The organism is Neobacillus sp. SAB-20_R2A, assembly GCF_049568635.1.
GTDB classification, from domain to species: Bacteria; Bacillota; Bacilli; order Bacillales; family Cytobacillaceae; genus Neobacillus; species Neobacillus citreus.
Genome location: NZ_CP145895.1, coordinates 1571328 through 1592563, shown reverse-complemented (window position 1 = coordinate 1592563; position 21236 = coordinate 1571328). Strand labels below are relative to the sequence as shown.

General features: G+C 40.4%; 21 protein-coding genes. 5 read left to right on the top strand and 16 right to left on the bottom strand.

The genetic code is table 11. From position 1 onward, the window contains the following. Nucleotides 1-168 precede the first annotated feature (168 nt). From opp4A to V5M37_RS07885, 6 genes are all read right to left on the bottom strand, one after another. Nucleotides 169-1884, bottom strand: a complete 1716-nt coding sequence (gene opp4A / locus V5M37_RS07910; RefSeq protein WP_423801501.1) for an oligopeptide ABC transporter substrate-binding protein — start codon at nucleotides 1882-1884, stop codon at nucleotides 169-171. Between the two features lie 37 nt (nucleotides 1885-1921). Further along, nucleotides 1922-2932, bottom strand: coding sequence for an ABC transporter ATP-binding protein (locus V5M37_RS07905; protein ID WP_423801500.1), 1011 nt, complete (start codon nucleotides 2930-2932; stop codon nucleotides 1922-1924). Further along, on the bottom strand, nucleotides 2932-3954 hold the full coding sequence (locus V5M37_RS07900; protein WP_423801499.1) for an ABC transporter ATP-binding protein: 1023 nt from the start codon (nucleotides 3952-3954) through the stop codon (nucleotides 2932-2934). The genes V5M37_RS07905 and V5M37_RS07900 overlap by 1 nt, the downstream gene beginning before the upstream one ends. A 149-nt stretch (nucleotides 3955-4103) precedes the next feature. Next, on the bottom strand, nucleotides 4104-4898 hold the full coding sequence (locus V5M37_RS07895; RefSeq protein WP_423801498.1) for a DUF2268 domain-containing protein: 795 nt from the start codon (nucleotides 4896-4898) through the stop codon (nucleotides 4104-4106). Between the two features lie 132 nt (nucleotides 4899-5030). Continuing rightward, nucleotides 5031-6269, bottom strand: a complete 1239-nt coding sequence (gene fabF, locus V5M37_RS07890) for a beta-ketoacyl-ACP synthase II (RefSeq protein WP_213141013.1) — start codon at nucleotides 6267-6269, stop codon at nucleotides 5031-5033. Between the two features lie 73 nt (nucleotides 6270-6342). Next, nucleotides 6343-7275, bottom strand: coding sequence for a beta-ketoacyl-ACP synthase III (locus V5M37_RS07885; protein ID WP_213141014.1), 933 nt, complete (start codon nucleotides 7273-7275; stop codon nucleotides 6343-6345). Between the two features lie 191 nt (nucleotides 7276-7466). Between V5M37_RS07885 and V5M37_RS07880 the strand changes: the two genes are divergently transcribed. Then, nucleotides 7467-7793: a hypothetical protein gene (locus tag V5M37_RS07880; protein WP_423801497.1), complete on the top strand. Its 327-nt coding sequence runs from the start codon at nucleotides 7467-7469 to the stop codon at nucleotides 7791-7793. A 33-nt stretch (nucleotides 7794-7826) separates the two neighbouring features. Here V5M37_RS07880 and V5M37_RS07875 read toward each other — a convergent pair whose 3' ends face one another. The 3 genes from V5M37_RS07875 to V5M37_RS07865 form a co-directional block, all read right to left on the bottom strand. Continuing rightward, entirely contained in the window at nucleotides 7827-8771 is a 945-nt protein-coding gene (locus tag V5M37_RS07875) for a BMP family ABC transporter substrate-binding protein (RefSeq protein WP_423801496.1), read from the bottom strand. Nucleotides 8772-8912: 141 nt separating this feature from the next. Continuing rightward, nucleotides 8913-9770 carry a hypothetical protein gene (locus V5M37_RS07870; RefSeq protein ID WP_423801495.1) on the bottom strand — a complete coding sequence of 286 codons (858 nt, stop codon included), beginning with the start codon at nucleotides 9768-9770 and terminating at the stop codon, nucleotides 8913-8915. Nucleotides 9771-9847: 77 nt separating this feature from the next. Next, nucleotides 9848-10570: an alpha/beta fold hydrolase gene (locus V5M37_RS07865; RefSeq protein ID WP_213141323.1), complete on the bottom strand. Its 723-nt coding sequence runs from the start codon at nucleotides 10568-10570 to the stop codon at nucleotides 9848-9850. Nucleotides 10571-10731: 161 nt separating this feature from the next. Between V5M37_RS07865 and V5M37_RS07860 the strand changes: the two genes are divergently transcribed. After that, nucleotides 10732-10914, top strand: a complete 183-nt coding sequence (locus V5M37_RS07860; protein WP_213141324.1) for a YjzD family protein — start codon at nucleotides 10732-10734, stop codon at nucleotides 10912-10914. Nucleotides 10915-10970: 56 nt separating this feature from the next. Here V5M37_RS07860 and clpB read toward each other — a convergent pair whose 3' ends face one another. Further along, entirely contained in the window at nucleotides 10971-13568 is a 2598-nt protein-coding gene (clpB, locus tag V5M37_RS07855; RefSeq protein WP_423801494.1) for an ATP-dependent chaperone ClpB, read from the bottom strand. Nucleotides 13569-13691: 123 nt separating this feature from the next. Continuing rightward, the gene (locus V5M37_RS07850) at nucleotides 13692-13871 is read right to left on the bottom strand and encodes a YjzC family protein (protein WP_213116628.1); all 180 of its coding nucleotides are present in this window, start codon (nucleotides 13869-13871) and stop codon (nucleotides 13692-13694) included. Nucleotides 13872-14129: 258 nt separating this feature from the next. Here V5M37_RS07850 and V5M37_RS07845 point away from each other — a divergent pair, with 258 nt between their 5' ends. Then, nucleotides 14130-14822 carry a Crp/Fnr family transcriptional regulator gene (locus V5M37_RS07845; protein ID WP_423801493.1) on the top strand — a complete coding sequence of 231 codons (693 nt, stop codon included), beginning with the start codon at nucleotides 14130-14132 and terminating at the stop codon, nucleotides 14820-14822. Between the two features lie 19 nt (nucleotides 14823-14841). On the opposite strand, the gene mobB is transcribed toward V5M37_RS07845, so the two are convergent. Continuing rightward, complete coding sequence (gene mobB, locus V5M37_RS07840) at nucleotides 14842-15396, bottom strand: molybdopterin-guanine dinucleotide biosynthesis protein B (protein WP_423801492.1); 555 nt, start codon at nucleotides 15394-15396, stop codon at nucleotides 14842-14844. Then, nucleotides 15384-16649 carry a gephyrin-like molybdotransferase Glp gene (gene glp / locus V5M37_RS07835; RefSeq protein ID WP_423801491.1) on the bottom strand — a complete coding sequence of 422 codons (1266 nt, stop codon included), beginning with the start codon at nucleotides 16647-16649 and terminating at the stop codon, nucleotides 15384-15386. Before glp ends, mobB begins: the two co-directional genes overlap by 13 nt. 224 nt (nucleotides 16650-16873) lie before the next feature. Between glp and ric the strand changes: the two genes are divergently transcribed. Further along, nucleotides 16874-17569 (top strand): iron-sulfur cluster repair di-iron protein, encoded by a 696-nt coding sequence (ric, locus tag V5M37_RS07830; RefSeq protein WP_423802588.1) that lies wholly within the window; start codon nucleotides 16874-16876, stop codon nucleotides 17567-17569. Nucleotides 17570-17622: 53 nt separating this feature from the next. On the opposite strand, the gene moaA is transcribed toward ric, so the two are convergent. Continuing rightward, nucleotides 17623-18639, bottom strand: a complete 1017-nt coding sequence (gene moaA, locus V5M37_RS07825; RefSeq protein ID WP_423801490.1) for a GTP 3',8-cyclase MoaA — start codon at nucleotides 18637-18639, stop codon at nucleotides 17623-17625. Between the two features lie 223 nt (nucleotides 18640-18862). On the opposite strand from moaA, the gene V5M37_RS07820 reads away from it, so the two are divergent. Further along, nucleotides 18863-19561, top strand: coding sequence for a Crp/Fnr family transcriptional regulator (locus tag V5M37_RS07820; protein WP_213141023.1), 699 nt, complete (start codon nucleotides 18863-18865; stop codon nucleotides 19559-19561). A 41-nt stretch (nucleotides 19562-19602) separates the two neighbouring features. Here the strand turns inward: V5M37_RS07820 and V5M37_RS07815 are convergent, their stop codons facing one another. Together V5M37_RS07815 and V5M37_RS07810 are read right to left on the bottom strand one after the other, a co-directional pair. Next, nucleotides 19603-20727: a TIGR04053 family radical SAM/SPASM domain-containing protein gene (locus V5M37_RS07815; protein WP_423801489.1), complete on the bottom strand. Its 1125-nt coding sequence runs from the start codon at nucleotides 20725-20727 to the stop codon at nucleotides 19603-19605. 164 nt (nucleotides 20728-20891) lie between these two features. Beyond that, nucleotides 20892-21230, bottom strand: coding sequence for a DsrE family protein (locus V5M37_RS07810; protein ID WP_213141025.1), 339 nt, complete (start codon nucleotides 21228-21230; stop codon nucleotides 20892-20894). Between the last annotated feature and the right edge of the window lie 6 nt (nucleotides 21231-21236).

The window sequence follows — 21236 nt, the reverse complement described above, 5'->3', positions numbered from 1 at the left end:
CTATAACTATGTTAAATACATTGTTGCAATTACCTTTCTATTACTGGGAGAGTCATCGGACGATTCTCTGGCCGTCTTCTGATGACTCACCCCAGTAAAAATCAAAAGGCTTTCGTTTTCAAAAGGTTAAGGCATTTAGCATAGTTTAATGCTGTTAATCTGCTGCTATTATTGCTTAATCCACCATTCATTTGGACGGTTCATACCAGATACATCGAATTTAACGCCATTTACACGCTTGCTGACTGCCATTGTTTCTTCAAGTTCAGCAATCGGTAAAACTGGAAGGTCCTTCATGAATAGCTTTTGCCATTGGACATATAGATCTTTACGTTTGTTGTTATCAGTACCAACAACATTAATGTCAAGAGCTTCATCTAATAGCTTATCGCTTTCTGGATTTACCCAGCGAGGATAGTTCCAAAGAGCCTTAGATCCCCAAAGTGGAGTTGGGTCTGGATCGGCACCAGTTGACCAGCCGCCGAAGAATACTTCCATGGACTTATCCGCTTTTTCAAGCTGATCGTAGTAAAGGTTGAAGTCAACCATAGAAACCTTGGTCTTTAAGCCAACTGCTTCCCAATATTGTGCCATTGCTTTCGCACGTGCTTCAAATGTTGGGTTTTGTGTTGCATAGTGAGAGAAGTTCACAACAAATTCCTTACCATTTGGATCTTCACGGAAGCCATCGCCGTTTACATCCTTATATCCTGCTTCATCTAACAATGATTTTGCTTTCTTCGGATCATATTTGTATTGCTCTAATTGATCATTTGGTGCTGCAATCCAGTGGTTAGTTGGAATTGGCCGGTTAACTGGCTTACCTACGCCGAAGAAGAACGCTTTAACCCACTCTTCACGGTTAATTGCGTAGTACATCGCTTCACGAAGCTTCTTTTCTTGGTATTTCGGTTCGTTCATGACGTTCTTTTCGCCATCCCAAGTACCTAAGCGGAAACCAACATAGTAGAAGCTTACACCTGGGTAAGTGATGGTATTTACATTATCAAGCGCTTTTACTTGATCGATAATGCTTGGGTGGAATGAAGTCATGTCAAGTGTACCGTTTTTAAGTTCGCCGACAGATAGAGATGGGTCAATTACTTTTACAACTAACTTTTCAATATGCGGTTTGCCGCCAAAGTAATCATCGAAGCGTTCCATTTCAACGGACTCACCTGGAACAATTTTTGTTACTTTAAATGGTCCAAGACCTACTGGCTTAGTGCGGACTGTTTCAGCGCTCATCATATCTTTAACAGCTACACCTTTAAAAGCAGTACGGTTCATTGGGTATGTCCAAAGATTATCCAGGTTGTTTACGCGTGCTTTGTCAAAAGTGATTTGGATATGATAATCGTCAGTAACTTTAATACCTTCGATTTTGTCAGTTTTTCCATCATGGAAATCCTGGGCGCCTACGATGTTTCTTACGTTATCGAAACGAGGGCCTTCATAATCTTTGTCAGCGATCGTGTATAGTGCGAATTCCCAGTCCTTCACTGAAAGTTCGTCACCATTGTGCCATTTAACACCTTTTTTGATTTCAAAATCAAATACTTTGTTATCGGAAGTTTTCCAGGAAGCAATATGCGGCTGTGCTTTTAATTGCGCATCATAGTCAATTAAATTTTCGTCAAAAAGATCGATTACTTGAGCATCAACTGCATCGCCATAGAAGGAATAGTTAAATACTCCTTTTGGAGAAGAATCAAGCGCATATACTAATGTACCGCCATCTTGAGGTTTATCTGCAGTTTCGCCAGATTTCCCTCCGTTTTCTTCTTTCTTAGTACCAGCTTTTTCGCCGCCGGAGCATGCTGCTAAAAATGCTGATAATACGAGCATTAAAGCTGCAAGCCAGAGCATACTTCTCTTCTTCATTTGTTTCCCCCCTAAATAAATTTAAATTTTGTTTTATTTAATAAAGGTGGCAAGCTACTCGGTGAGAAGGCTTCACCTCCTTTAAAACAGGTTTGCTTTTAGAACATTCCTCCATTGCCATTGGGCAGCGAGGATGGAATGGACAGCCTGCAGGAGGATTGATTGGGCTTGGCACATCTCCGGTTAAAATGATCCGCTCCTTCTTATGCCGTGGATCTGGATTTGGTATCGCGGAAATTAATGCCTGGGTATAAGGGTGCAAGGGTTCGGCATAAAGGCTATTTTTATCGGAAATCTCTACCATATTCCCTAAATACATAACCCCAATGCGATCACTCATATGTTTGACAACACTTAAATCGTGAGCAATAAAAAGAAAAGTCAGGTCAAATTCTTCCTGTAAATCCTTTAATAGATTTAATACTTGAGATTGCACGGATACGTCTAAAGCAGACACCGGTTCATCAGCTATTATCAATTTCGGCCGCAGCGCAAGGGCTCGGGCAATTCCAATCCGCTGGCGCTGCCCGCCAGAAAATTCATGCGCATATTTATAATAGGCATCTGGCGGCAAGCCTACCTTTTCTAACAAATCCATTACTTCATTTTTTAATGCAGATTTGCTTTTTTTGTGAAAGTTATAGATTGGTTCGGCAATAATATCCCCTACCATTTGCATCGGGTTCAAAGAAGCATAGGGATCCTGGAATACCATCTGCATATCTTGACGGATTTCCCGTAAATGTTTTCCGGAAATCTTCGTAATGTCTTTTCCGTCAAACAGAATACTGCCTTCAGTTGGTTTTAGCAGTCTTAAAATGGTCCTCCCCGCCGTGGATTTTCCGCAGCCGGATTCCCCTACAAGCCCTAGCGTTTCCCCCTTTTTAATCTCAAAGGATATATTATCAACCGCTTTGACATGGCCGACAGTACGCTTAAAAAAGCCACCTTTAACAGGATAATAGGTTTTTAGATTTTGAATTTGTAATAGTGTTTCAGATTGAGAGGAAATTGCTTCTTGGTTGTTATGTACAGAAGTAGTTCTCATTACCTCACCCCTTCTCTTGGTTTACTTGTTTCATAGAGCAGGCAGGCAACTTCGTGGCCAAAATCGGTTTCAGCGAGAATTGGGGATGTTGTCAGACATTCTGGCATCGCCTTTGGACAGCGGTTCGCAAACCGGCAGCCGACCATAGGCATATTCGTTAAAGATGGTACTATTCCTTGAATGGAGCTAAGTCTTTCTTCCTCTTGTTCCATTTTTGGAACCGCTCCCAAAAGTAAAGTCGTATAAGGATGCTTCGGATTATAGAACAATGTTTCAACATCAGTTCGTTCAACGATTTTGCCGGCATACATAACGATGACTTCGTCACACATCTCGGCAACCACACCCAAATCGTGGGTAATTAAAATGACGGACATATCATTTACTTCCTGAATGCTTTTCAATAATTCAAGAATTTGTGCCTGAACCGTCACATCAAGGGCTGTAGTCGGCTCATCAGCAATTAACAATTTTGGCTGACAAGCAATCGCGATTGCAATCATAACCCGTTGTCTCATACCGCCTGAAAGCTGATGCGGATACTCATCAACGATTTTTTCTGGGCGGGAGATTCCTACGCTTTTCAACAAAGCAATAGATTTCTGCCTAGCTTCTTTTTTTGATATTTTCGTATGGTTAAAAAGAACCTCTTCAAGCTGATATCCTATTGTAAAAACAGGATTTAGAGAGGTCATTGGTTCTTGGAAGATCATTGAAATATCTTTTCCGCGAATTTTATTGATTTGTGCTTCAGTCATTTTTTCAAGATTAATGCCATCAAAAACGATTTCACCGGCATTGATTTTCCCGATCCCTTTAGGAAGCAGCTGCATGACCGACAAACTCATGACAGATTTACCGCAGCCTGATTCACCGACAACTCCGACAATTTGCCTCGGTTTAACCTTAAATGAAACATTATCGACAGCATTATAGAAAGTCCCGTCAATATCGAAGGCTGTTTCTAAATTTTTTACTTCTAGCAATGGTGCCTCTTTGAGTGATGATTTATTTGCGCTCATGCTACACCTTCTTACTTTTTTGTATTATTCTGTTAATTAGTTATATTTAAATAGAATTTTATTACAGAATTATTGCAATTGCAAGACTTTTTTGTTTAATTAGTCAATTCTAAATTAACTGAAATAGAAAAAGCCTGAAAAATCAGGCTCTACCTGGAAAAATCAATGTTTTCTTTTAAATATTTTGAAGCAGGCTGAGTAAAACTTAGTTTTGTAGAATAATTTTGTTTCTCGTAGAATTTTCGGATAATATTATATCCTGCAGCATATCCGAGCAGCAGCGGAAATCTTCCCCCGCCATATAGAAGTTCATCATGGAGTTTTTGATTTTTACTAATATCTAGCTGTTTTTTTATATAACGATCCCAAAAATAAGAGATTTCCCTATCTGTATACATACGGCACCAGTTTGCTAAATATTCCTTGCCACAATGTTTATAGACAGCATATTCCGCAAGGCCCTCAATGATAAGGGAGTCCAAAAGGGTGTATTCTTTAAAATCTTTATTAAGTGCACGAAGCCGGCAGACATGATGATATTCATGTACAAATAGAGCTTCAACTTCTTTTAAATCTTCGTAGCCGGAAAGAAACAGGAACATCTTATCAGGGAAAGATACCCCTGCCTTCCTCCTCTCTTCTCTCCTAATAAATAACCCTCCCCTTTCATTTAACGGGAAAAGGAAAATGGGTATATTCGGTCCTGACCATTTCTTTACATAGATATTGAACAATTCTTCCACCCTGTCCCAGGCGTTGTATTCCTTCATTTCACTTAAATTATTTCGGGATTTCCAGGATGGCCGGTACATTCCAAAGTTTTGCAGCTGGTTATATATTTCATTGGCTTTTTGCCCCTTAAAATATGGGAGCAGCCGTTCACAGATTTTTATTGGACGATCAAAATCTTTTTCAAGCCATTGATCGGTTCTGATGATCCCCATTATTGCACCCCATTTAAGTGTTCATTCTAATTTATAGTTTATGATGGCTTTTTAGGGGTGGTTCTCGGTTGTCAAGGCGCTGTAACATAAAAAGAAAAGAGACCAAGATATATTCTCGGTCCCGATTTTTTATTATTGATATTTTTTAAAGACAATGGTTGCGTTGTGACCGCCGAATCCTAATGAGTTGCTCATGGCAGCGTTGATTTCTTTCGGTCGTGCTGCATTGGCAACATAATCTAAGTCACATTCCGGATCTGGTGTCTCATAATTCATTGTTGGCGGAAGAATGCTCTCCTGAATAGCCCTAACGGTAATAATGGCTTCTACCGCCCCTGCAGCGCCAAGTAAATGTCCCGTCATCGATTTTGTTGAACTCATGGCTACCTTATAGGCATGTTCTCCAAAAACATCTTTAACAGCCATTGTTTCAAACTTATCGTTATATTCAGTACTTGTTCCGTGAGCGTTGATATAGTCGATATCCTCCGGTCTCAACCCGGCATCTTCGATTGCCATTTTCATTGCCCGGGCACCGCCTTCTCCTCCTGGCGCCGGTGCAGTGATATGATAGGCATCTCCGGTTGCTCCGTAACCGACAATCTCTGCATATATTTTTGCTCCGCGGGAGAGCGCATGCTCTAACTCTTCCAGAATAACGATTCCGGCACCCTCACCAATAACGAAGCCATCACGGTTTTTATCAAATGGACGGCTGGCCGTTTTTGGATCCGGGTTTGTTGATAAAGCTGTATTCGCACAGAAGCCTGCTACCGCCATTCTCGTAATCGGAGCCTCTGCACCGCCTGTTACCATGACATCGGCATCCCCGCGTTGAATGACTTTAAATGCATCCCCAATGGAATTTGTCCCTGTCGCACAAGCGGTAACGGTACACGAATTAAAACCTCTGGCGCCAAGTGTGATGGAGACCTGGCCTGTGGCCATGTCAGGAATCATCATCGGCACAAAGAACGGGCTGACCCGCTTGTAGCCTCTTTTTTGGAACATCTCAAATTGATTTTCAAAAGTTTCCATGCCGCCGATACCGGAACCAATCCAGACGCCGACACGGTGAGAGTTTTCTTCATTTATTGTTAAGTTTGCATCCTTTACAGCCATTAATGCACTGGCTACTGCATAATGCGTAAAACGATCCATTTTTCTTGCATCTTTTTTGTCAATAAAAGTTTCCGCATTAAAATCCTTGACCTCTGCCGCCACCTTGGCCGGATATTCATCAGCATTTAAGCGGGTAAGCGGCCCGACCCCTGATTTGCCTTCAATTATGCCTTTCCAAGTTGTTTCAGCATCATTCCCGAGTGGTGTTACCGCTCCAATGCCAGTCACAACTACCCTGCGTCTATTCATTTTTACAGCTCCTTTTTTAGGATTTCATTTTCCCTATAAATAAACCTTGTTATATTATTAGCTAAACTTACGATTATTTGCCCCAGCGGATGGCAATGGCTCCCCATGTTAGGCCGCCGCCAAATCCAACCATCACGATTAGATCATCGTCTTTTAATTTTCCTGCTTCCAACTCTTCAACTATCGAAATTGGAATCGAAGCCGCTGATGTATTTCCATATTTATGAACCGTTTTGGACATTTTTTCAACAGGCAGCTCCAATCTTTGTCTTGAGGCTTCCATAATCCTGATGTTCGCTTGGTGTGGAATCAGAAAATCTACGTCTTCTTTGCTTAAACCTGCTTTTTCAAGGACATTTATACAGCTTTCTCCCATTTGCCTTACCGCAAATTTAAATACTTCACGGCCATTCATAATGATATATTCGTCCTGGTACAAGTGCTTCGCTCCTGTACCATCTGCTCCAAGCTCAAAAGAAAGGATTCCCCTGTTTTCTGATACTGGTCCAATGATTGCAGCACCGGCCCCATCTCCAAAAAGAACTGCCGTATTACGGTCATTCCAGTCGGTAATTTTTGAAAGCTTTTCGACTCCTACAACAAGGACATTTTTATAAACTTCAGACTCAATAAATTGTTTGGCTGTCACAATTCCATACATAAAACCTGCACATGCAGCGCTGACATCCATTGCAGCGGCTTTATGAGCACCTAATCTTTCTTGGATTTTACATGCGACTGACGGGAAAGGTGTATCCGGAGTTACTGTTGCTACTAAAATTAAATCTAGATCCTCCGCACGTATTCCTGCATCACTAATCGCTTTTTCAGCTGCAAAAAAGGCCATATCAGACGTATTTACATCATCTGCTGCGATTCTCCGCTCTTCAATACCTGTTCTTGTACGAATCCATTCATCAGAGGTATCCATCATTTTCTCTAAATCAAAGTTGGTAACCACTTTTTCCGGTAAATATCTTCCAATACCAACAATGCCTGCTCGCATAATTCCATCTCCTTTGGATTATCCAAATACACTTAATATCAATTATTATGACTTGGTACTAATTTTATCAAATTAGAGCTTTGTTTAGCAATAGTTTCTTCCGGGATCTCTCCGCTAATGTACATTCCATTTATTGGCTTATTCATAAGGTAATACTAAACGAATTATTTTTGAAGGGAGTCAAATATGCTGTGGGCGATCAGGAACTTAATGAACTGAGGGATTTTAGTAATGAAGAGGCGGAAGACTTTGACGGTTTAGCCAACGATGATGGAACAGAGGAGAAGTGGGAGGAGGATCCATTCACGGCATTAATGTTTGGACATGGACGGGGGCGTCAGGGCCAGGGGACGGTCCAACATGATCCTCTTTTTGGGCACCCGCAATATCAGCGCCCGAATATTGATTACACGGAGATTATGGGGCATGTTGATACTTTAATGGAATCTGCCCGGGGATTAAAGCCCCTGTTTCAGAAAATTTATCCGTTTGTCGAACAGCTTTTGAAAAAAAAATAAAGCTGCCTTCCAAAAGGGCAGCTTTATCCATAATTAAGGCAGATTCCCGGAATTTTTATAGGTCTCGATATAACTATCCATTTTATGGATAAAGCCCTTGTCTACTAAAGGGCTGTATTTGCCTAATGAAATGACATCATCTTGAAAATCAAAGGAAAGATTCCCCGACTTTAGTTTCTGGTTATTAAACTGGTCGGCCACCTTAACGTACAATTTATCTACCTGTTGAATCGTGCTGGTTAAGACCGTTGATTCTCCAAAATCCGATTGTTCAGAAACATAACCAATCACATATTGCCCTCGGTCTTTTACTCTTTCTATCACGGGTACGTTAAACCCATCCCCGGCAGGATAAACGACATCCACACCGGTATCAAGCATTCGATCAACTAATTGGATGGCTTTATTATCATCATCCCAATTGCCGACATACTCAATACTTACATGGGTATTTTTATCCTCCGCCATAGCTCCTTGGTAAAACCCCTCAATTTCCGGCTGCCATTCATAGGCGGCCAGGACACCGACTTTATGCTGCTTTGACATATGTGCTGCAACCATCCCCCCAAAAAAGCCCATCGCATGCCCCTTGAAGTTCAGGCTGGTGGAGTTGGGTGTTTTGGCATCACCATTAAAACTGACAAAGTGAATATTAGGATAATCCTTTGAAATTTTATTAAAATATTCGGCGTATTCCGACCCGTGCCCGAAAATAAGATTGACCCCTTTTTGATCAAACTCTTTTACGGCCTTTTCCACTTTGTTCTCAGAATTCATACCCTCTTTATAAAATACATCGATATTAAATTTGGATTGAATTTTTAACAGTCCATTAAATCCTTTCGTGGCCCACACTTGATCATTTACGGTATCGGGCACTAATAAGCCAGCCTTTTGCAGGTGGCCTTGTGCTTTTGTTTCCCCGCAAGCACTTAGTAAAAAAAGGCATAAAAAAATGATGCCGAAGCGGCTAAGCATTGAATGCAACTCCTTCGTACGGCGGCCTAGCTCTCAAACCTAAACTAAACTAACCTTTTAGTAAATCTTGTTAATTATTATTCTACCTGTTCAATAAATAATTGAAAAGTAAATTTCTTCGCTTCCCCCGTACAAAGGAGCCTATCGGCCATCATTTTCAAAATAATCGAGATGCAGCATCCGAGTATGCTGCTTTTGTCTGTTCAGTGATTCAGTTAAATCAGTTATCTTTTTAACCGGCACTCTTACGGCATTATGGTCAGAGAGATGCGGCACTATCCGACTTTTGAGCTGTTCCCACTGTTCCGTAATATTTAAATATGTGACACATTTATCCCAATAATTCTCCTGACCGCTTTCCACAATAAATGAGCCTGATTCCTCTCCTTCAATCAGTTCAAGTATAGATTCAGCAGCATCTTCAACATATACTGCATCTTCAGTCCATTCCCTATCATTAATTGAAATGGCTTTATCTGTAATGGCCGCAACAATGGCTTGTTGTATAAAAAAAGCGTTTGGCTGCCAAGGTCCGTAAGCAGATGGCAGGTATATAGTTTTGAAGTCTTCCACCAGGTTTTTTATCTGCCTTTGAAAATCTAAAACAGCAGTTTCCTCGTTCGTTTCCAACATTTGCATGGGCAAAATAAAAAGTACCTCTATATTCCCATTATATTTTTTTAGATAATCCAATATTGTTTCTCTAACTTGCACATTTAATAAGAGATGTTCTTGACGGAGCATGTAAAGATCATAAATAGAAAAAATAAACAGTTGGTTTTCAGCTGATCGGTTCTGTATTTTTTTTCTCCATTGTGAGAAGGAGTACTCGGCAAAATTAGCATTTCTTCCCACTTCAAGCCTTTTTTCATCTAAATAAGGGATTTTACTTGTATCCTCTAAATGGATACCGTCAACCTCAATGCCTTTATTTAATAACGTTTTACAGACGTGAAAATTGACAAAGTTGAAAACGCCCCAAATGACAGCCTTGTCCATTTCATCACCCTCCCCAAACTACCCTTACTGAATCCTATGCTCTTCAATAAGGAATTATTTCACTTGAGGAGGAATGGTCACAAGACCGATTCGTGGCTGCTTAGAAATTTAACACATATTTTACCTAGCTGTTGCTTTTTTTCCAGAAGAATAAACGTTGGATTTATATTTGAGGGTCCGAGGATCTGTTGATATTGTTTCGATTGGTTATAGGATCTGCCGCCTGCCAAAATGTGGATGATTTGAATAGGGCAGTCGTAATTAAGATTTACCGTATCGTCCATTTTAGAAATGGCGCTTTCAAGGTCCTGCTGATTTGTTTGATAGGCTGCAACTAATTCCCTGATTAACTTTTTATAAAAAAATTTATGTTCCTTTTCTTGCTGGAGATGATGTTTTAACGAAAGCACAGGATTTAGGAGGATAACCGATCTGATGTTGTCTTTCATTTTCTCCATTAATTTTAGAGCAACTAGCGCGCCCATGCCCTCTGCCAAAATATGAATTTTTTGATTAAGAATTTCACTTCGAATGACATGCTGATACAAGCTTTGTGCAAGCTCAACCGCATGATCACTGCCCCAGTTCCGCCCATAAAGATTTGAGGAAAAAATGGTGTACCCTTTTTCTTTTAAATCGTTGATTATGATTTGTTTTCCTTCATTTTGAGTCCAAAAGCTTTTACTCTCGTCCACAAAATGCCGTTCATCTCCGATTACTAAGACCCCAAACCCGGTTGGCTTTTCAGGATAATAAATAATATTCCATTGGGAATCCATTTGAAAACACCGACATTCCATAGATAAAACTCCTTTTTCCATATTTCCTCATGATAATGTATGTCATTTCACAAAAGATGAATGGGGCATTGCCTATAATTTATTTGTAAAAGAAACCCTTTCATTAATTTCATATCATGTGGTAATATAAGATAGGATTTAAAATAGGCAGGTGAAAAAATATGCGTTTCTTTTGGACTTTTTTCTGGGCTTTTCTTTTAACAGAAATGCTTACATATGTAGTCAGCTCGATGTCCGGTGCGGCATTTGATTTCAAGCTTGGTGCCATTTTATCTGTAGGAATTACCATTTTAATTTTCGTTATTTCGACAGTTATTCCAAATGAGCCTGTTGAAAAACACTAAGGCTTTTTAAAAAAGGTCCTCCCCCAATTGGAGGACCTTTTTTAATTCGATGGCTTTTATGAAAATATTTTTAAAGCCACTGCCCCGTCTTCAACTGTAATCTCGACGTTTGTCCCATCATGAATTTTTCCTGCAATAATATCACGGGCAAGCTTTGTTTCAAGATTTCGCTGAATATAACGTTTCAGCGGTCTTGCCCCGTATACAGGATCAAAGCCATGTGCGGCAATGAATTCCTTCGCTTGTTCATCAATCGTAATATCGATTTGTTTCTCTTTTAACCTTGCCTTAAGCTCTTTTAAAAGCTTGACGACAATATTCTTAATATCGGCCATAGACAACGGCTTAAAGAGAATCGTTTCGTCTATACGATTTAAAAATTCCGGCCGGAAGTGTGCTCTCAGAAGATTCAACACTTTTTCTCTCGTTCCTTCTGAGATTTCTTGTTCATTTTCATTTCGTTCGAGTAAAAAGTGTGACCCAATATTGGATGTCATAATAATGACTGTATTTTTAAAGTCAACAACCCGGCCCTGGGAATCTGTAATTCGTCCATCATCAAGTGCCTGCAGGAGGATATTGAATACTTCAGGATGCGCCTTTTCAATTTCATCCATCAATATAACCGAATACGGTTTTCGACGGACTGCTTCCGTTAATTGGCCGCCTTCCTCGTAACCTACGTAGCCGGGAGGTGCACCAATAAGACGTGAAACAGCATGCTTCTCCATATACTCCGACATATCAATTCTGATCATATGTTCTTCACTGTCAAATAAGCTTTCTGCCAGCGCCTTCGCAAGTTCTGTTTTACCAACTCCAGTCGGGCCTAAAAACAAAAATGAACCAATTGGTCTGTTCGGGTCTTTAATCCCCGCGCGTGCCCTTAAAACAGCGTCAGCAGTTAAACCTACTGCTTCATCCTGTCCGATGACCCTTTCGTGCAGGATTGATTCAAGTCTTAAAAGCTTTTCCCGCTCACCTTCGACAAGCTTGGAAAGCGGAATCCCTGTCCATCTTGAAACAATATTGGAAATCTCTTCTGCAGTTACTTCTTCACGTAGAAGCCGGTCGTCACTTTCAGCTTTTTCTTCAAGTGCCAATAGCTCTTTCTCCGCAGCTGGGATGAGACCGTGACGTAGCTCTGCTGCCTTGTTTAAATCATATTTATCTTCTGCCTGCTCCAGTTCGCGGCGAAGTTTTTCAATTTGCTCCCGTTTTTCCTGTAATTTATTAATGGTTTGTTTTTCCTCAAGCCACTTCGCCTTCATAGCATTTGTCTGTTCCTTCAAATCTGCCAACTCTTTTTGCAAGGCGCGGAGTCTTTGTTTACTAACCTCATCCTGCTCTTTTGTTAACGCCGCTTCTTCTATTTCCAATTGCATTACCCGACGGGTTACTTCATCCAGCTCAGTTGGCATGGAGTCAATTTCGGTCCGAATCATTGCACACGCTTCATCGACAAGGTCGATTGCTTTATCAGGCAAAAAGCGGTCCGTAATATAGCGGTCAGAAAGGACAGTAGCAGCGACCAAGGCCTGGTCGTGAATTTTGACCCCATGATGGACTTCGAACCGTTCCTTTAATCCTCGCAAGATGGAGATTGTGTCTTCGACATCCGGTTCTTGAACAAGGACCTGCTGAAATCTCCGTTCAAGTGCAGGGTCTTTTTCGATATATTTACGGTGCTCATCAAGTGTGGTTGCCCCGATACAATGCAGCTCACCCCGGGCCAGCATTGGTTTTAACATATTTCCGGCATCCATCGCTCCATCAGTTCTTCCCGCACCTACAATCGTGTGGATTTCATCGATAAATAGCAATATTTGCCCTTCACTTTTTTTAATTTCATTCAAAACTGCCTTTAATCTTTCTTCGAATTCACCTCTAAATTTCGCACCAGCAATCAGTGAACTCATATCCAAGGCAAAAATAGTCTTATCCTTCAAGCCTTCTGGAACATCTTTTCTAACAATCCTTTGGGCCAATCCTTCAACAATGGCGGTTTTCCCTACACCAGGCTCACCAATTAGAACGGGATTATTTTTGGTTTTCCTTGAAAGAATGCGGATAACATTTCTTATTTCTGTATCTCTGCCAATGACAGGGTCCATTTTCCCAGCTCTTACTTCTGCTACAAGATCCCGCCCGTATTTTTTTAAAGCATCATATCCCGCTTCAGGATGTTGTGTTGTCACCCTTTGATTCCCCCTTATTTCTTTTATAACCTTTAAAAGATCTTCCGAGGTGCGGCCAAATGAATGAATAATTGTTTTCAATTCCGTATCGTTCGCGTTTGCTGCAGCAAGCAGAATATGCTCAATGGATAGATATTCATCAGCGAATTTTGCCGCGTATTCTTCAGCACTTACCAATAATTTTTGCAGTTTGGCTGTGATATAAAGCTTTCCCTGTTCAATTCCACTGCCGGTTACCTGCGGTTTCTTGGCAAGAGCCTTAAGCAAACTGTCTTCAGCTTTTTTAGCGGAAATCCCGGTCCTTTCCAAAACGGATGCAGCAAGACTGTCATCTTGGTTTAAAAGCGCTAATAACAAATGGGGCTCGTCTATTTCTTGGTGACTATATTTAATGGCGATACTTTGAGCATCCATTAAACCATTCTGCATCCGCTCCGTCATTCGGTTTAAATCCATGAGTTTTCACACCCTTTGACCTTTTTTGACCTATTACTTATATTATAATTCATCCTTCATTTAAAAGTAAAATTTGAAAGAGCCATCCGGTTCCGGACAGCTCTTTCAACAAATTTATATTAATCATGGCTTTCTCTGGTAAGTCCATACACGGTCATCATTTGAGTTCTCCGGAAATCTGTCGCCGGCTTTCAACTTTATTTTTTTTGGATTGACTACGTTATCGCCTGTATCCCCAACTTCAATATAAACACCATTATTCGGTGCTTTTTTTCCTGGCCCGAATTGACGGCTTTGTCCCATGTTTTTCCCTCCTTATCTATTTCGATTTTATTATTCCCTTTAAGCATTTGTTCATTAAAGGAAGTTCCTTCAATTTTACAAGGTTCGACAATATTTCCTAAGAAATATTGCTTTGTACCCAAATTTTGACGATTATATGAACTTATCCATCCATTTATTGCGATTGATTCATTATTAACAATATAATTACAGTAATATCTAGTAAATTTTCACTAAGCGATTCATCGCTTTTAAGTTCCCATAAAAGGGGGTATCGGCATGCAGTCCATTAAAGAAATGCCTGTCACATTGTCTCGTCTTTTCGAAACAGTACAACATACAAAGAAAATGGAGAAAGGCTCCTTTCTGTTTCAAGAGGGAATGCCAGCAAATGAGCTATATATTGTTAAAAGCGGGATTCTTCATGTTAGTAAGATTATTCCTGATGGTAGAGAGCTTACCTTAAGGATGTGTTCAAGCGGAGATTTTGTGGGGGAATTACATTTATTCTCCCCTCAGCCAAAATATCTGTTAAGCGGACGAATTATTGAAAGCGGTGAAGCGGCGGTAATAAAGAGAGAGTTTCTGGAGGAAAAATTATCGCAAAATCTTCCTCTTTCATTTGAATTCATCCAATGGATGAGCCTTCAATACCGTAAAACCCAAACAAAATTTCGCGACTTGGTTTTACATGGAAAAAAAGGCGCCTTATATTCAACCTTAATTCGAATCAGCAACAGTTTTGGTGTCAAAACGAACAAGGGCAGCCTGATTGAATTGCCTTTAACCAATCAGGAACTGGCTAATTTCTGTGGAACCTCCAGGGAGGTTGTCAATCGACTATTGGCTGACTTAAGGAAGACAGGGATTATTTCCATAAATAAAGGAACGATCACCATTCATGACATTGATTATTTAAAAAATGAAATTGATTGCGAAGATTGCCCTGAGGATATTTGCAGGGTAGATTGAAATCAAATTAGCGGCTGACTCAGTTTTTCGAGTCAGCCGTTTCCTTATCATGCATCTGTTTTAATAATCGAACAATCTGTTGCTCAGCTTTTGCATCGCCAATATGAAAGCATGGAACTTCCAAAACCTCACTTATTGCCCCCTCCAGCCCTTCCTCCCAATAAACAACCGCTGCAATATTTTTTAGCTTTCTTATTAGCGAAAGGTCACGCTTATCCCGCAGGAGGACCATCTTTGGAAAACTTTCTTGTTTATGGCCTTCAACCAAGATAATATCCAAATTAAATAAACCAAGCAGGTTTATTTGTTTATCCAATTTGAACTCTAACTGTTCGGTTTGCAGGAGCAGCCTTCCCTCTCCTTCGACAATCGAAGCAATCGCACCCGCTGCAAGATGTCTGGTTGAGTCCTTTTGAGGCAAAACATCTGGTTTACCGCCATGACCATGGTGTTTAATAACAGCCGTCATTAATCCCTCTGCCTTCAATCCATGAAGAAGCTTTTCAATAAATGTTGTTTTCCCGCTATCCTGGTAACCGGTAACTTGAAATATGACCGGTCTTACCAAGGCCATTCACTGCCAAACTGATCTTCAAGCAAAAGAACATCTACCTCAGTTCCGGCAGCGAACCCACGTGTGCCACCCGGGAGGATGGTTAATGAGTTTGCACCGGCAAGACTCATGATAATGTTGGATTTATCCAGACCGCTTGGCGTCACCTTTAACCGGCCGTTCTCGATAAAAACAGAGCTGCGCACAAATCTTGTAAATGGATTAGCTTTTAGAAAATCCACCTCAAGGATTGCTTGCTCCTTCCTTAAATGAGGTTTTTCAGAAAAAAGCATTCTGCGTAAAATTGGCCTTGCAAACAATTCAAATCCAACATAGCAAGCAGACGGATTACCGGATAAACCAAAAAGGAGCTTTCCGTTATGGCTGGCCACTGTTGTAACACTTCCAGGCCGCATTGCCACTTTATTAAATAAAACCTCGGCACCAAGCTTTTCGTAAATCTCTGGCAGATAATCAAAATCACCAACTGAAACCCCGCCAGTCGTAATCAACAAATCAACCTTGTTTACGGCATTTTTCACAGCCTCGAAGCAGGTATCAAATTCATCTGGAAGCTTTCCAAAATAGTGAACGATACCACCAACCCTCTCAATCTGGGCGGCAATCATATGAGAATTGCTATTGCGGATTTTGCCAGGAACTAAAGGGTCGCCAACATCCAATAATTCCGTACCAGTTGCAAACAGGCCAACAATCGGTTTTTTGGCTGCGGGAACATCCTTATAGCCAAAAGTGGCAAGCATTGCTTGAATTCCAGGGTTAATTAGTGTACCTTTTTTAACTAATACCTCGCCCTCTTTCGCATCCTCCCCACGAAAGGAAACGTTATCCCCCTTTTTAAAACTGCGCTTAATGACCATAAACGGCTTCCCATCTTTTTCGTAGGTTTTCGCTACTTCGAACATAACAACAGCATCAGTTCCTTCAGGCATAATCGCACCAGTCATAATTCTGACTGCCTGATTTTCTGTTACGGTCATGTTGGAAACCATCCCCGCCCCAATATGGTCAATTACCTCAAATTCCACCGGATTAGCTTGGGATGCATCTTGTGTATCTATTGCTCTAACAGCAAAACCATCATAGGGTGCCCTGTCAAAGTGAGGGACATCGCAGGTGGCAACTAAATCCTTAGATAAAAATCGGCCAAAGCTTTCTTCAATGTTGATATATTCCGTCTCACCGGACAATTGGTATTGCATTATTTTTTGAACTGCTTCTCCGATTGGAATGGGTTGTCGTCTTTCAAACAAAATTCATCGGCTCCTATCATTTTTGAACGTTATGTATTTTAACTGTATCCATTATAAGCTTACAAAAAACTAATAGACATATCAAAAGTCACAAATTCGAAACTTTCTCACGGAAGAATATAAAAATTCACGCTTGCAGTGTGATTTTAGTCACCTAGTTAAATTTGATTTTCCATTATGCTTAGTTTAGAAACCAAACCTTTTATCAAGGAGGAAGATTCATGTTGACATTCCCATTTTCCGCAAATTCTTTAGTTAAAGATATTGTAAACGAATTACCAAAAACGAGTGATGTATTTAAATCTTATCGAATCGATTTCTGCTGCGGCGGTAATATCCCGCTTTCCGAAGCTGCAATTCAAGGCAATCTAAATATCAATTCTATTTTAGAGGATTTAAAAGCGGTTTATGAAAAAAATGAGTCCAAAGAGACCGATTTAGAAGTTTGGACTAACTCTGATTCCAACACCATCATTGACCATGTGATCGCTAACTATCACCGGGCAACGGAAGAAGAATTTAAAATGCTTAGTCCTTATGTGACAAAGGTGTCCCGCGTCCATGGGGATAATCATCCGGAATTACTAAAGGTTTATGAGCTTTATCATGAATTTAAAAAGGAAATGTTAGAACATATGGCAAAGGAAGAAGAAATTGTCTTCCCAATCATTAGAAAACTAGCAGACGGGACAATTGAAAACCGCGACGAAGCGATTAACATGATTGTGGAACTCGAAAAAGAACATGACCATGCCGGCGCCATATTGAAAGAGCTTCGGATGATTACCGGCGACTTTACACCGCCGCTTGATGCCTGTGGTACGTACCGGCTAGTCTATAGCCGTTTAGAAGAACTCGAAGGACTAACCTTTATGCATGTTCATTTGGAAAATAACATTCTGTTCCCTAGATATATCTAAGAAGAACAAAACAGCCTGTGATTGCAGGCTGTTTTCTTTCGTTTGCGGTTTGTTTACCCGCCGATATAGGACATTTCGATTTTTTTACGATTTTTGTTTGTTTCGGCCGTTCTTTCATCCGAATATCTATCATTTCGACCGTTCCAAATCTCCGCAATTCTTCCAAAAAGTTGTTCATCAGATGCGCCGTTTCTCATGAAATTACGAAGATCATGGCCGTTACCGTTAAATAAACAAGTAAAAATCTGGCCATTCGCAGAAAGACGTGCACGGGTACAGCTGGAACAGAACGATTCCGAGACGGAGGTAATAAAACCAACATTGACATCGGTACCTTTATAGCGATAATGCTTAGCAACTTCACCAAAGTAAGCAGGGTCAACTGGTTCCAATTCAAATTCCGCCTTTAGCATTTCGTAAATTTCCTTTTTCGTCACAACATCATCCATTTTCCAGCCATTGGTGGAGCCAACATCCATATATTCAATATACCGGAGCTCCAGCCCTTTTTCTTTACAGAATTTAGCCATTGGAATAATGTCTTGGTCGTTTAAACCCTTTTTGACAACCATATTTAATTTAACGCCTAATCCTGCATCTTTAGCGGCTTGAATTCCTTCTAGAACAGGACCGGTCCCAATTCCCCTGCCATTAATTTTGCCAAATAATTCATCTTCAAGACTATCCAGGCTGATATTCACTCGCTTCAAGCCTGCTTCCTTCAATTTCGCAGCCAATTTAGGAAGAAGAACGCCATTTGTTGTTAAGCCAATATCACTAAGGCCTTCAATGGCGGCTAGCTTTTCAATGAGAATCGGTAAATCCCTTCTTAACAGCGGCTCACCGCCTGTCAAGCGGATCTTTTTCACGCCTAACTGCACGAAGATTTTTCCTAACCGTTCAATTTCCTCATAGGTCAGGAGGGCACTCCTTGGCAGAAATTCAAAATCCGGCCCAAATTGATCGGCTGGCATACAGTATTGACAACGAAAATTACATCTATCAATAACGGAAATTCTTAAATCCCTTAATGGTCTATTAAATTTATCTGTAATGATTGTTTTTTCCATTTAATCAACTCCAATAAATAAAGAAGCTCATTTTATACCATTGTAACAGATGAATTTAAAAAATACTGTTACTTTCTTCACTATCCATATTTCCCTGAAAAAAATTGTCCAGTTTTCACTATATTGTCATTGTTTACTACTTCTACGTGGCTAATCTTGATATAAAATGTTACTAACGAATCCAAGTTATTTATATAGAAATATAGTATAGGGGTGGAGAAAAATGATTACGACAATGAAACCAACTCATTCAATTGAAATAAAAGAACTGCTTAAATTTGCTGATCGGAAGTTTAAAAGCGAACGGGGAAGATTTCTATTTCAGGAAGGGATGCTCGCTGATGAATTATATGTCATCATTTCCGGTAAAATTCAAATCAGCAAAATTACAGCAGACGGGCGGGAGCTGTCATTAAGAATTTGCGGAGAAAACGATATTTGCGGAGAATTAACCCTTTTCACTGATAGTCCAAAATATTTATTAAGTGCCAAGGTTCTTGAAGAAGGTGAAATCGCGGCAATAAAAAAAGAAGTACTTGAAAGTGAAATTTTCCAAAACAGTAAGCTAGCCTTTGAATTTATGAAGTGGATGAGCGATCACTTCCGCAAAACGCAGACAAAATTCCGCGATCTTGTCCTAAACGGAAAGCGCGGCGCCTTATTTTCAACCTTAATCCGGATGACCAATAGCTATGGGGTACCAAAAAGTGATGGAATATTAATCGACCTGCCGTTGACCAATCAAGAGCTGGCAAATTTCTGCGGCACTTCACGGGAAAGTACAAACCGTATCTTAAGTGAACTGAAGCGTGATAACATCATTTCCATTAAACGAGGTAAAATTACCGTCCTGGATTTGCAATACTTAAAAGATGAAATTGGCTGTGAAAATTGTTCCACTGTTTATTGCAGCATTGAATAGTTATTGAGAGAGGCAATCGAAAATCGATTGCCTCTATAAATTTATTGTGTCTGTTTTTCTCTTAAAGCCTTAGGAATATAAACACAGAATGGTTCACTTTCTAAATAATCCCCAGTCATGGCGTATGCCCTTGATCTTGAGCCGCCGCAAACATGTCGGAATTCGCAGACACCGCATTTCCCTTTAAATCCATCTGGGTTTCTAAGTGCCTTAAAGATTGGCGACTCGCGGTAAATTTCCGCCAGAGGGGTTTCCCTAATATTTCCGGCCTTAACCGGAAGCAGGCCGCTCGGATAGACATCCCCAATATGGGATATAAACACAAAACCATTGCCGTCGTTTACACCCTTTGGTGCACGGCCCAGACCATCAATTGAGCCCGTTAAGCCTTTTTCTGTCAACGCAGATAAATAGCTGATTTCCTCTGTCTTTTCTTTGGCTTCACGCATTTTTTGCTGGATTACCACACGGCGGTAATGCATCGCCTCCGTGGTTTTAATATCAAAAGGAACCCGCTTGCTTAGATCATAGAGCCATCTTAGCACCTTTTCATGCTCCACAGGCGATATCATATCAGATGCCTGTCCCCTTCCGGTCGGAACAAGGAAAAAGACACTCCACAGAACACATTTTAATTCTTCAACCAATTTCGCCATTTCATCAAGATGTTCATAATTATATCTGGATACTACGGTATTAATCTGAATCGGCATTTCTAGTTCATGTAAATATTTAATTCGTTCCATTGTTAAGTCAAAAGAGCCCGCTGTCCCGCGAAAATGGTCATGAATCTCAGCAGTAGGACCATCAAGGCTGAACGCCCAACGAGAAAGTCCGACTTCTTTAGCCTTACGCATCGCATCAATTGTTACGTTAGGAGTAGCGCTTGGTGTCATCGAAACACGTACCCCTTTTGAGACTGCGTATTTGGTAATTTCAAAAATATCCTCTCTCATAAGCGGATCTCCGCCGGTAAATACAAGAAGCGGATTATTCATTTCATATATCTGATCAATCAAATGCTTGCCTTCTTCAAGCGTAAGTTCTCGAGGGTCCCTCGTATACTGGGCATCTGCGCGGCAGTGCAAACATTTTAATTGACAAGCTCGAGTTAATTCCCATATCACAATAAACGGATCTTTATTAAAGTCTCGGCTAAAATCCATCTTGAAACACCTCCTATAAAACGGCTAGTTCAAACTAAATAGCCCTATTACTTCGTATTATAATGGTGTTTATGTTTGAAAAAAGTGAACTTCCTCACAAACCTTTTTCATTATATGGACGATTTGTGAATGAAAAAAACAGCAGAGCGAAAAGCTCTGCTGTTTTATGAGATGGTTAAAACTTCGTATTTGGAGGCAAGCTCAACAAAGTCAGCCATTCCGCTTATTTTGCCAACTGTCAATTTTTCACTAACACCGTAGTGGTCGGCACAGGTTTTACACGCAAAAATGTTAACACCCTTATCCTCCAACTCTTTTAAATGAACGGATACAAAGGAATCCTCAGTCAACGTGAATACCCCACTGTTCATGCAAAAAACAGCTGCTGGGAGTTCCTCTCTTTGTTTTAAAACAGTAAAGAAAGTCTCTAAAACATTCTCTCCTAAAACCTGGTCGCCTTTGCCCAACTGATTTGAACTAACTAAAATGACTTTATTTTTCATCCTGCG